We start from the raw sequence: 12923 nt of genomic DNA, 5'->3' as shown, positions 1-12923 counted from the left end.
ATTCTCTTTACCTTTCGGGTAATCTTCCTTGCACATACAAAAAACGGATGCGGCGTTCCGGCTGCTGTCGCATATATCTGTCCGTGCGGCTGCGTCCGTATCTGAACACACAAATATATGTTAAGTATAAGTCAATTCCCGCTGTTGTGTCAAATTGTATTCGGATTACCGAAAATAGACAGGTGTATTGTCAGGCCTCTTCAATGAGACGGTTCATCATATTCAGAACCCGCTTCTTGTCGGCGCTCCACAGTGGAGCCAGAAGCAGCTTTTTTGGTCCGTCCCCGGTTAACCGGTGGATGACAACCTCCGGCGGAAGGATCTTCAGACATTTTACGACAAGCCTGCAGTACTCCTCCATATCCGGGAGCGGAAAAGGATGGATCCGATATTCCTCCGCCAGACGGGTGCCCTTCAGAATATGAAGAAGCTGCAGCTTCACTCCGTCCGGAAGCGGACAGAGTGATGCAAGATACCGGACGGTCTGCAGCATCATCTCCTCCGTCTCTCCGGGAAGCCCCAGTATGACATGAACGATTACGGTAAGTCCCGCATCCTTCAGGCGGCGGTAGGCATCCTCGAACACCGGGAGACTGTACCCACGGTGAATACGTTTCGCGGTTTCTTCATGTATGGTCTGAAGACCGAGCTCAACCCAGACCGGTTTCCGTTCGTTGAGTCTCTTCAGCATGGATATTTTGTCGTCCCCGAGGCAGTCCGGTCTTGTGCCGATTGACAGACCTGCAATTTCCGGCTGCTCCTCCGCCTCGGAAAAGATACGTTCAAGTCTTCGGGTATCTCCGTACGTATTGGTAAAGGACTGGAAGTAGGCGATAAACCTGCGGTCTTCCATTGCCAGAGTCTTCGGGAGCTTCGGATCAATTCTCTTCCTGGCCGCCGCAATCTGCTCTCTCACTGGAGCGGGATCCGCGGCAAAATCGCCGGAACCGCCTTCCGAACAGAACGTACAGCCCCCGAATCCAAGAGTTCCGTCCCTGTTCGGACAGGTGCATCCCGCCGAAAGGGACAGTTTGTAGATTTTCTGACCATAGGTCTTCTTTAATTCTTCAGAAATTCTTCGTATTTTCATCTTTTCATCACACCCCAGCGATATTCTTTGCATAAGCGTGCGAGCCGATAAGCACCAGCGACAGCACTGCAATCCACAATCAACTGCGATACTCTTTGCGTATGCGTGCGAGCCGATAAGAAGGGCTGTCTGCGTGGATCCAGCATCACCTGAAGATATTCTTTGTGAATGTGCAAATTCTGACATATTATCCCTGGCGAGGCAGTTGGATTTCTTTCGTTTGTTGTGTATAATATCCTGTAAACGCTTACGCTCCACAAGCAAGCCGCGGCAAACGGAATAAGCTGCGGATTGCTTCATACCTTGCAGGCGTGGCGCGGCAAATTGTATAAGCTGCGGATTGCTTCATGCTTCGCAAGCGGGAACGCGGCAATATCTGAATAATTTTAGTATCCTGCGGTGCCATCAGGGGTAAAGCCAGCGCATCGCGGACAGGAATTTGAGGAATCAATATGGCTTTAGACGGTATCACAATATCAAATATCCGCTCCGAGCTGGAGCATACGCTTGCGGGAGGACATATATCGAAAATCATCCAGCCCGAGCCGGATGAACTGATCTTCACGATAAAAAATAACGCGAAGACTTACCGGCTTCTTCTGTCGGCAAGTGCTTCTCTTCCGCTGGTCTATATCACGTCTTCCGGGAAGCAGGCGCCGATGAACGCGCCGAATTACTGTATGCTGCTGAGGAAGCATCTGGCCGGCGGGCTTCTTGAATCGGTCACCCAGCCCGGACTGGAGCGTGTGCTTTCCCTGAATGTCCGGCACAGAGATGAACTCGGAGATCTCCGGAGCTGGCGTCTGGTCATCGAGCTCATGGGAAAGCACAGCAACATCATCCTGATCAGCGATCAGAACAAGATTGTGGATTCCATAAAGAGGGTATCCTTCAATGTCAGTTCCGTCCGCGAGGTTCTGCCCGGAAGGGATTACTTCATTCCGGAGACACAGAACAAAAAGGATCCGCTCGACATCAGCGAAGAGGATTTCAGCAGAGTCGTTTTTTCAAAGGATGCGCCTGTCATGAAGGCAGTCTACGGCGGTCTGCGCGGCATCTCCCCCGTCATGGCTGAGGAAATCTGTTACCGGGCCGGCATTGACAGCGACGCTTCCGCCTCGGGACTTCAGGATGCGGAACGGGTACATCTGTATCATACCTTCTCACGAATGATGGACGATGTAAAGAACGAAAAATTTGAGCCGGCAATCTATTATAAAGGAAAAGATCCCTTCGAGTATGCTTCTGTTCCGCTGACGCAGTACGGAAATCTCAGGAAGGAAGGCTTCGATACAATTTCATCACTGCTGGAACAATATTACGCGGAGAAGGAACTCAGGACCAGGATCCGGCAGCGTTCCATTGATCTGCGGAAGGTTGTTCAGACAAGTCTGGAGCGCAGCGGGCGAACCCTGCAGCTTCAGGAAAAACAGATGCATGATACCGAAAAGCGGGAGAAATACCGCATATACGGAGAACTGCTGAATACTTATGGATACAGCCTGACACCGGGAGCGAAGGAACTGAAAGCAGTCAATTATTATAACAACGAACCCACCACGGTTCCGCTGGATCCGACGATGACTGCAGCACAGAACGCAAAGAAATATTTTGACCGTTACAACAAGCTCAAGCGCACCGCAGAAGCGCTGGAGCAGCGGATCAAAGGCACAGAAGCGGATGTGGAGCATCTCGAGAGCATTGCGACATCTCTGGAGATCGCCCGCGACGAAAAGGATCTGCAGGAAATCCGGCAGGAACTGGAAGACTACGGCTATCTCCGCCATCACGGACCTTCGGGAAGAAAGAAAAAGCAGGAGGCCGCACAGCCTCTGCACTACCTTTCGTCTGACGGCTTTGACATGTACGTTGGAAAAAATAACTTCCAGAACGAAATGGTTACCTTCAAAATCGCCTCCGGCAGCGACTGGTGGTTCCACGCGAACGACATTCCGGGCTCCCATGTGATTGTCAAAACAAATGGAAAAGAGCTCCCGGACCGCACCTTCGAAGAGGCAGGCAGACTTGCCGCCTATTACTCCAAGGCGAAAAACGCGCCAAAGGTAGAAATCGATTACACGCTTCGGAAGAATCTTCACAAGCCGAACGGCGCAAGACCGGGATTTGTCCTGTACCATACAAACTATTCGCTTATGGCCGAACCGGATATTTCCGATCTGAGGGAGGTATAGAGATTCGTTTTTGTGGCACTGGTTTTCAGATAACGGTTAGCAGGGAAAGTATAATGATATATTTGGATTTTTGAATCATTTGAATAAGGGGATATCATGACAGACACAAAGAAATTGCCCTCTTCCTTGCAAAGGGGTCGGAAGAAGGTCAGATCGACGGCAAATATCGGCTTTGATCAGCCGGTCCGTACAAAATTGAAGCATCGATATATGGCGGATGTCCAGACCGGACTGACGAAGGAACAGGTTGAGGAATATACCAGACACGGCTGGGACAACCGGTCGGTCGCACCGCCTTCGAAGACGGTAGGACAGATCATCAAGGGGAATACGCTGACTTATTTTAACGGAATATTTCTGCTGCTCTCCGTACTCCTGATTATCGCCGGCTCGTATCGTGACCTGTCCTTTCTGCCGATCATTATCGCGAATGCGATGATCGGTATCGTTCAGGAGATTGCAGCCAAAAATACACTGGATAAACTGAACGTCCTGAACGCTCCGAAGGCAAAAGTCGTTCGTTCCGGCAAGATCAGAACAATACCGGCGGAAAAGCTGGTTCTTGATGACATCGTTATTTTTTCCGCGGGAAATCAGATTCCCGCAGACGCTGTAGTTGTCGACGGGCAGGTGAAGGTCAATGAATCGCTGCTGACCGGTGAATCAGACGAGATCTCCAAGAAACCGGGGGACAAGCTGATGTCCGGATCCTTCATCGTATCCGGAAGCTGCTATGCCCGACTGGAAAAAATCGGTGAGGACTCGTACATCAACAAGCTGACGACCCAGGCAAAGACAGCCCGGGAGGGAGAACAGTCGGAAATGATCCGTTCACTGAACCGGATCGTTATGATTGCCGGCATCAGCATCGTCCCGATCGGGATTCTCCTGTTCTATCAGTCCTACTGGCAGCAGGGTCTTGAGCTTCAGGAAAGCATAACTTCCATGGTAGCCGCCGTGATCGGAATGATCCCGGAAGGCCTCTATCTGCTCTCCAGCGTCACCCTTGCGGTCAGTACCGGAAGACTCGCGCTGAAAAAGGTCCTGGTGCACGATATGAAGTGTATCGAGACACTGGCAAGAGTTGATGTTCTCTGTGTCGATAAGACCGGAACAATCACCGAGAACAAGATGCTGATTAACGACGTGATCACACTCCCGCCGTATGAGGAGGACGCGACGATACCGGCAATCGAGGAACTGCTGAGCGACTTTTCGGCGGCACAGAAAGCGGACAACATCACGATGCATGCGATGAAGGATCATTTCACCAGCACCTCGGGCGCACGTCCGCTCGCTGTGACCGGATTCTCTTCCGCCTGGAAGTATTCCAGCGTTACCTTCCAGAGCGGCGCGTACGTGCTCGGCGCACCGGAATTTGTTCTGAAGGAGGACTACCACCTGTATCAGGACACCATTGAGGAGCAGAGCCGGAAGGGCTATCGCGTACTTGTGTTCGGGAAATATCAGGGCACGCCGGACGGAAATGAGCTGACCGGGAAGGTTACCGCGCTCTGTCTGGTCGTCGTGAAGAACAAGATCCGCAAGGATGCGGACAAGACCTTCCAGTTCTTCCACCGCCAGAATGTTGAGGTCAAGGTCATCTCCGGAGATAATCCGGTAACGGTGTCCGAGGTTGCGAAGCAGGCGGGAATCGCGAATTCCGACCTGTACATCGACGCGACGACGCTGAAAACGAAAGAAGATATTTATGACGCGGTGACCCGTTACACAGTCTTCGGCCGCGTGACGCCAAACCAGAAGCGTGAATTTGTCCACGCGCTGAAGGCGCACGGACGCACCGTTGCGATGACCGGTGATGGTGTCAATGATGTTCTCGCTCTGAAGGACGCGGACTGCTCCGTTGCCATGGCTGCGGGCTCTGACGCGGCGGCTCAGGCCTCCCAGCTTGTTCTTCTCGACAATGATTTCGCGCATATGCCGGAAATCGTTATGGAAGGACGGCAGGTTGTCAACAACATGGAGAGATCCGGAAGTCTCTTCCTTGTAAAAAATATCTTTTCCCTGCTGCTCGCGGTCTTCTCGATCATCGCCGGATTCACCTATCCTCTGAGGCCGTCACAGATCTCCCTGATCAGTATGTTCACCATAGGCCTTCCCGGATTTCTGATGTCACAGATTCCGGATCACACCCTGATCCACGGAAGATACATGAGCAATGTCCTGCTGAAGGCAATGCCGGCTGCGCTTACTGATTTTATTGTCGTCGCGAGCCTGGTTGTATTTGGAGAGGTCTTCGATGTAAGCTCGGTGGATATTTCGACAGCCTGCGCGATTCTGATGGCAATTGTCGGATTCATGATTCTGTTCCATATCATCAAGCCGATGGACCGGTACAAAACCGCGATCTGGCTGGTGTGTGTGGCGGGTATGACCCTGTTCCTCCTTCTCTTCCATTCCTTCTTTGGCATTACGGGAATGTCAATGCGCTGCATCATGCTGTTTGTGGTCTTCTCGATCACGACAGAACCGATTCTCCGATATCTGATCCGACTCATAAGACTCGTGAACATCGGATACAACCGGCTGCGGGACCGCCTCTCGGAGAGATTTTCCTGATTGGAAATAAGGAGCATACATTTTCAGGATGAATGCTTCTCAGGACGAATGCTCCTCAGGATGAATGCTTCTCAGGACGATTGCCTCTCAGGGCGGTTGCCTCTCAGGACGAATGCTTCTCACGGCGGATCCTTATTACAATTCACATAAATGAAGAGACCGCAGATAAACAGTCCATGATCATTCATGGCGGTTCATCTGCGGTCTCTTTATCCTTATACGGAAACGAGGACTGCTGCCCTGCAATGCGGGAAGCAGTCCTCGTCTCATCAATTTACGCGAACAGTGAGGCGCAGCCGAATGCAAAGTATTCGTGTGCGGCGAGCGTCGCGATAGCGAGATAAAACTCGCGCAGCGTGTTTTATCTCGTTTACAGGTTCTGCCGGGATTGCCCTGCACAGAGCATCCAGGTATGCACAGGGCAGCCAGGTATCAATCTTGTCCTATCAGACAGGGTAAGCCTTGTCTTCCTTGTCGCCCTTGGAAGCGTCCACGCCGGTCTTCTGCGCATCTCTGTACTTGAAGAAGTCCATGGCAACCTGCGGGAACAGCGCGTAGCTGAGGGTGTCCTCAGGCTGCTCCTTGTATGCGGCAACCTCTTTTTCGAGCTTGTCCATCTCAGGAGCAATGTCATCTGCAGGACGATGCGTGATTGGCTTCGTATCGCCGAGTGCTTTCTTCTGCAGTTCCGGATTTACCGGATCCGTGGTCTTGCCGTATTTGCCGGCAAGGATATCCTTCGTCTCCTGTGTGATCATCTTGTAGCGCTCTCCCATGATCACGTTGAATACTGCCTGTGTTCCGACAATCTGAGAAGAAGGAGTAACCAGCGGCGGATTTCCGAGATCCTTACGAACCTTCGGAACCTCTTCCAGAACATCGTAATATTTGTCTTCTGCGTGCTGCTGTTTCAGCTGACTGGTCAGGTTCGAAAGCATGCCGCCCGGTACCTGATATACGAGAGTCTTGATATTAACGCCCATATTCTTCGGGTTCAGCAGTCCGTTGTCCAGGCACTCGTCTCTGTACGGACGGAAGTAATCGGCGATCTCCTCCAGAAGCTTCATGTCAAGGCCGGTATCATAGGGCGTGCCCTGGAAGGTCTTGACCATAACCTCTGTAGCCGGCTGGGAGGTTCCCATCGCAAACGGTGACATTGCAGTATCAATGATGTCAACGCCTGCCTCGACTGCCTTCAGATAGGTCATGGAAGCCACACCTGAGGTGTAATGGGTGTGAAGCTCGATCGGAAGGCTCGTTGCCTCCTTCAGAGCGGTTACAAGTTCTGTTGCCTCATAAGGCAGAAGCAGACCTGCCATATCCTTGATACAGATGGAATCTGCTCCCATCTCCTCGATTGCCTTTGCCTTGGAAGTCCAGTAATCCAGTGTGTAGGAATCTCCGAGAGTATAGGACAGGGCGATCTGTGCCTCCGCGCCTTTCTCCTTCTTCGCTGCCTTTACACAGGTTTCCAGGTTGCGGAGATCGTTCATGCAGTCAAAGATACGGATGATATCGATGCCGTTTGCAACAGATTTCTGTACAAAATACTCGACCACATCATCTGCATAGGGCTTGTATCCGAGGATATTCTGACCACGGAACAGCATCTGCAGCTTGGTGTGCTTGAAGCCGTCACGCAGCTTGCGGAGTCTGTCCCACGGATCCTCGTGAAGGAAACGCAGACAGGAATCAAATGTCGCGCCGCCCCAGCACTCTACTGCGTGATAGCCGACCTGATCCATTTTATCTACGATTGGAAGCATCTCAGACGTGGGCATACGAGTCGCAATCAGTGACTGATGCGCATCACGAAGAATTGTCTCCATGATTTTAACCGGTTTTTTCTCAATTTCAGCCATTCTAAGCTCTCCTATTTGTTATGACCCCGCAGACCATGACATGTATCCGGTCATGTTCTGCGAGTAAACTTATACAGTTTATAGTATTGATGTATACAATGTATCGTACGGCGGCCATGTACATATCACAGTGCCCCGCCATCGGGGCATGGCCGTCTTCTGTCTTCAGGATCCGGTATTACTTGACACCGTATACAGCCATGAAGGTACCGGCTGCTACCGCGGTACCGATAACACCTGCCACGTTTGGTCCCATCGCATGCATCAGCAGGAAGTTGGTCGGATCTGCCTCCGCGCCGACCTTCTGAGATACACGGGCTGCCATCGGAACGGCGGATACACCGGCGGATCCGATCAGCGGGTTGATCCTGCCGTGGGTCAGGAAGCACAGAAGTTTACCGAGAAGAACACCTCCGGCTGTACCGAAGATAAATGCCACGAGTCCGAGAACGACGATCTTCAGCGTATCCGCGTTCAGGAATGCTTCGGCACTTGTTGTCGCGCCGACTGAAGTACCCAGAAGGATAACGACGATATACATCAGTGCGTTGGAAGCGGTCTCTGTCAGCTGCTTAACCACTCCGCTCTCACGGAAGAGGTTTCCAAGCATCAGCATACCGACAAGCGGAGCGGTCGTCGGAAGAATCAGACATACGACTACGGTGATAACGATCGGGAACAGGATCTTCTCCAGTTTGGAAACCGGGCGAAGCTGTGCCATCTTGATCTTGCGCTCCTTCTCTGTGGTCAGAAGCTTCATGACTGGCGGCTGGATGATCGGAACCAGTGACATATAGGAATATGCTGCCACGGCGATCGGTCCCATCAGCGCGGTCTGTCCGAGCTTTCCGCACAGGAAGATGGATGTAGGACCATCCGCACCGCCGATGATGGAGATGGCTGCCGCAGCTTTTCCGTTAAAGCCCATGAAGATGGCCAGGAAATATGCGACATAGATACCAAGCTGTGCCGCAGCGCCCATCAGGAAAGAAATCGGGTTTGCGATCAGCGGACCGAAGTCTGTCATTGCGCCGACACCCATGAAGATCAGGGACGGCAGAATTGACCATCCGTCGAGCTGGAAGAAGTACCAGAGCAGACCGCCGGCCTGGCTGGAGCCGGAAGCTGTTACCGTCGGCGCCGCCATGATGTCGGGATAGATGTTTACAAGGAGCATTCCGAATGCAATGGGAACCAGCAGAAGCGGTTCAAAATCATGAGCGATTGCAAGGTACAGAAATACAAACGCAACAACGATCATGATGACATTGCCCCAGGAAATATTAAAAAATGCAGTCTGATGAATCAGATTGTTCAGGGTTGTTGCTATCATTTTATTACCTCCGGGTGATATGTGCAGAATCTTGCGGGAATCAGTTCATTGTAGCGAGAACGTCACCGGATTCTACCGCATCACCAACGGCAACGTTAATGGACGCAACGGTGCCGTCCTTCGGAGCAACGACCGGGATCTCCATCTTCATTGCTTCCAGTGTTACAATCGCATCGCCGGCGGATACAGATGAACCTACAGCAGAATCCACTCTGACGATTTTTCCGGGAACAGAAGCGGTAACCGGTGTAGATCCCTGTGAGCCGGAAGAAGCGGGAGCTGCTGCCGGTGCCGGTGCGGGAGCCGGTGCTGCAGCTGCTGCCGGTGCTGCTGCGGGAGCCGGTGCTGCCTGCTGAACCGCACCATTTGTAATGCCTTCCTCAACGGTAACCTGATAAACGGTACCATTCACTGTAATTGTGTAATTCTTCATAATTGGAATTTCCTCCTTAATTAACGTCAATGAAACGTCAGTAATTAAACGTCAGTCAAGCGTTCCTCTTCGAGAACGAAATCTTTTATACACGCTTCCATCTTCTGGTACCGACCTTGCGTACCGATCGAACTACATATCCGCTTCCGGAAGGATTGTCCTCCATGGCAGCTGCAATTGCTGCAGCAATTACTGCGGCGATCTCGGGATCATTTGCGTCAAGCCTGGCTGCAGAATCTGCTGTGCTTTTTTTGCCAGCCGGAACGGCCGCAGATCTGGTTGCCGCCGGCTGTTCAGCTTTTTTTGGGGTTGCTGCCCCTGCGCTCTGTTTCGCTTTCTTGGCGTTTGAATCCGGGATAAAACGGAACAGGCTGATCACAACAATCAGGATGATCAGAATCGCAAATACGGTGATCAGACCGACGGCCATGTTCTCAGCTGCAGAAGCCATTTTCTCTCCGAGCGAGTACTGCGTCGTCATTTCATAATTGACAAGCCCTGAAGGAACGATGTTTCCATTTACAACAGTTTCAGCGGTGTTGAAATACATCGTGACATCTGATTTGTAGTGTTCAAAGGAAACAACCGCGTTTACGACAATTGTCTTGTCACTGGAGTCGTTCTGATTTACGCTGACGGAGTCAACGCTCTTGAATGCTCCAAGCTCGTCTCTGTCTTCCATCCAGGCATCATACAGAACGGAGTATCCCTGACCGTTCTGGTCAAGGCTCTTCAGATCATCGTCGCTCAGTGTGTATACCTGATTCAGGAAGGAGGTAACCGAATCCACATACTGGGAGGCGGTGTCCTCATCCACGCTCGCAAATACAGGCATCGCGCTGAACAGGAAGGTCATGCATAATGTCAGGAGAAGGAGCACAGATATTTTTTTCTTCATTGTTTTCATATCTTCAACCTCTCTTATACAGTGCCGTGTTTCTTGTCCGGGCGGAACTCTCTCTTCGTGAAGAGCATATCGAACGCTCCGATCAGATACTTTCTCGTCTCGGAAGGATCAATCACAGTGTCCACATATCCCCGAGCCGCGGCGGATTTTACGCTGTTCTGAAGCTCATCGTACTTCGCTGCCTCTGTCTTGATGGTCTCGCCATCCTTGCCGTCATACATGATCTTTGCAGCTGCGAGAGAATCCATCATGCCGATTTTCGCGTCCTTCCAGGCATATACGAGATCTGCGCCGATGGACTTGCTGTTCATGGTCAGATATGCGCTGCCGAAAGCCTCGCCGGTGATGACATTGATCTTCGGGGTCGTTGCGTTCGCAAATGCGAAGGTAAGCTTTGCTACCGCGTCAGCCATGTTGTTCTCGGAACACTTCACCGCCTTGAAGCCGGTAACATTTGTGAAGGTAACAAGAGGAATGGAGAAGGCATCGCAGAAATTCACGAACTCCGCCGCTTTCTTCGCGCCGCGGGCGCTGATCACCTTTCCGTATTCTTCTTTGCTTCCGTCTTCCGCGTATTTTGCGGACCGGTTCGCGACAACGCCGACGGTATAGCCGTTCAGCTTGATGAATGCCGTTGTCATATCCGGGCCAAAGGCAGGTTTGGATTCAAAAAATACACCATCGTCACTGATGCGAGGAAGCATAAGTGCAGGATCCTCGATGCAGTTTGCGAGATCCGCGCTCACACGGTTCAGATCATCCGTCGTCTCTGCGTAGGACATATCATCTTCATTATTAGAAGGAAGCATATTCACCAGAGCGCGCATCTGTGCGATGATCTCCGCCTCTGTGCCGGTTCCGTCAACATTTCCGGTCTCGGAAGCCTGATAGTCTGCTGCGGAGGTATCACAGGAAGATTCGTTGTTGCCGGCAAGAGCGTTCGGAGAATTCACAAACAGCTTTGCTTTTCCGGACTCCATGAATGTGAAGTCACCCATTGACGGAACAATCGCCATACCGCCGCCGCAGGTACCGAAGATACCGGTGATCTGCGGAACCACGCCGGACGCGTCCGCCTGTGCCATGTAAATCTGACCGAAAGCGTTCAGACCATCGGTTGCCTCTTCCAGCCGAAGACCTGCGCAGTCGATCAGTCCGATTACCGGAGCGCCTGTCTTGATGGCAAGCTCATATATCCTTACGATTTTCTTTGCATGCATCTCACCGACAGTTCCCTTCAATACGGAAGCGTCCTGACTGTAGACGTATACAGGGTTGTTGTCGATCAGACCGTAGCCCGTGATTACGCCGTCTGAAGGAGCTTTCTTCTCAGACATGCTGAAATCGGTACTTCTGGCGGTGACGCCGGCTCCGATTTCAACAAAGCTGCTCGGATCAAGGAGGGAATTAATTCTCGTTCTTGCCGCGCTTTGCGTACTGTTGCTCATATCTTTACCTCCATAAATGATTAAAAAAACCAAATTTTTTCACAAATACTACTATAACTTGTTTTTATTGTTATTTCAACACAAATGGCGGGATATGTTCTGTTCACGACATAGAAAAAGATCCTGAAATCGTTTCACTTTTTGTTAGCTTTTTCACAAAAAAAAACGTTGACTTTTCATAAAAATATTATACATGAAGTGGCGCAAGAACGTTCATAAATATCACGAGAATAATCGAACGAATATACGGGGCTGCTGCATATGATGCACAGAAGAACAGAGAGAAATTATGAACGTCCATATTCATAGGAACATATTTGGACACAACGGGCCTCATATATCAGAAATGTTCAAAAATATGTACGCATTAATGGATACATATGTAAATGGGTCAGAAGCTGAAAACTAGTAGATGTTAATCAGCATAAAATATAAAACGAGATAAAACTCGCGCAGCGTGTTTTATCTCGCTATCGCGACGCTCGCCGCACACGAATACTTCGCATTCGGCTGCGGCTCACTGTTCGCGTAAATAAAATGAGAGCAGAAAACCGCTCCATTCGGATAACTGATCTTCTGCTCTCATCAGATTAGTATTCTTCTTTTTGTGACGGAAAATACTTCTAAAATCGTTCAGCCCTTCAGTCCTCGTGTCTGACGGTCCATATCCTCCACCACAATATCAAAAATCTCACCGAGAGATCTTCCGTATTTCAGAATATCCCAGGGCTCATTTGTGTGGAAATGGATCTTGATAAGATCCTCATCGCCCGCGGCAATCAGACTGTCGCCTTTGAAATGCTCAGTGATATACTCAGAGATCTCATCCTCATCCAGATCCTCGCCCTCAATCAGGAGCTGGGTGTCATAGCGGAATTCAAGTGTCTGTTTTGGAAGTTTCATGTTCTTTCTCCTTACATATTTATTGTCCCTTACGCTTTGCGACAGGCGGCCTGTCTGCGGTTTTGAAGAGCTTTTTGTATTACGAACTGTATAAGCTACGGATTGCTCCGTGCTTCGCACTCCCGCAATCCTACAGGTATGAGCGTTTTCGCCGTGTTTCACACGGCTTCACGCT

9 protein-coding genes are annotated in these 12923 nt (G+C 50.8%); 2 read left to right on the top strand and 7 right to left on the bottom strand.

Annotated features, from left to right (window positions below; all coding sequences use genetic code 11):
- Nucleotides 1-190 precede the first annotated feature (190 nt).
- Nucleotides 191-1090 carry a TIGR01212 family radical SAM protein gene (locus ACTQZS_RS02005; RefSeq protein WP_441474340.1) on the bottom strand — a complete coding sequence of 300 codons (900 nt, stop codon included), beginning with the start codon at nucleotides 1088-1090 and terminating at the stop codon, nucleotides 191-193.
- 452 nt (nucleotides 1091-1542) lie between these two features.
- Here ACTQZS_RS02005 and ACTQZS_RS02000 point away from each other — a divergent pair, with 452 nt between their 5' ends.
- Nucleotides 1543-3282, top strand: coding sequence for an Rqc2 family fibronectin-binding protein (locus tag ACTQZS_RS02000; RefSeq protein WP_441474339.1), 1740 nt, complete (start codon nucleotides 1543-1545; stop codon nucleotides 3280-3282).
- Nucleotides 3283-3378: 96 nt separating this feature from the next.
- Entirely contained in the window at nucleotides 3379-5862 is a 2484-nt protein-coding gene (locus tag ACTQZS_RS01995; protein WP_441474338.1) for a cation-translocating P-type ATPase, read from the top strand.
- 446 nt (nucleotides 5863-6308) lie between these two features.
- Here the strand turns inward: ACTQZS_RS01995 and ACTQZS_RS01990 are convergent, their stop codons facing one another.
- The 6 genes from ACTQZS_RS01990 to ACTQZS_RS01965 form a co-directional block, all read right to left on the bottom strand.
- Nucleotides 6309-7724: an oxaloacetate decarboxylase subunit alpha gene (locus tag ACTQZS_RS01990; protein WP_441100054.1), complete on the bottom strand. Its 1416-nt coding sequence runs from the start codon at nucleotides 7722-7724 to the stop codon at nucleotides 6309-6311.
- 178 nt (nucleotides 7725-7902) lie between these two features.
- Nucleotides 7903-9057 carry a sodium ion-translocating decarboxylase subunit beta gene (locus tag ACTQZS_RS01985; protein ID WP_441100052.1) on the bottom strand — a complete coding sequence of 385 codons (1155 nt, stop codon included), beginning with the start codon at nucleotides 9055-9057 and terminating at the stop codon, nucleotides 7903-7905.
- Between the two features lie 40 nt (nucleotides 9058-9097).
- The gene (locus tag ACTQZS_RS01980) at nucleotides 9098-9490 is read right to left on the bottom strand and encodes a biotin/lipoyl-containing protein (RefSeq protein WP_441474337.1); all 393 of its coding nucleotides are present in this window, start codon (nucleotides 9488-9490) and stop codon (nucleotides 9098-9100) included.
- Nucleotides 9491-9575: 85 nt separating this feature from the next.
- A complete protein-coding gene (locus ACTQZS_RS01975; RefSeq protein ID WP_441474336.1) occupies nucleotides 9576-10397 on the bottom strand; it encodes an OadG family transporter subunit in 822 nt (273 codons plus the stop codon).
- A 14-nt stretch (nucleotides 10398-10411) separates the two neighbouring features.
- Nucleotides 10412-11845 (bottom strand): acyl-CoA carboxylase subunit beta, encoded by a 1434-nt coding sequence (locus ACTQZS_RS01970; protein ID WP_441474335.1) that lies wholly within the window; start codon nucleotides 11843-11845, stop codon nucleotides 10412-10414.
- Nucleotides 11846-12478: 633 nt separating this feature from the next.
- Nucleotides 12479-12748, bottom strand: coding sequence for a kinase to dihydroxyacetone kinase (locus ACTQZS_RS01965; RefSeq protein WP_441100046.1), 270 nt, complete (start codon nucleotides 12746-12748; stop codon nucleotides 12479-12481).
- Between the last annotated feature and the right edge of the window lie 175 nt (nucleotides 12749-12923).

It is taken from the genome of Bilifractor sp. LCP19S3_H10 (assembly GCF_052119185.1).
Taxonomy (GTDB): Bacteria; Bacillota; Clostridia; order Lachnospirales; family Lachnospiraceae; genus Bilifractor.
This window is presented reverse-complemented; position numbering and strand designations above follow the sequence as displayed.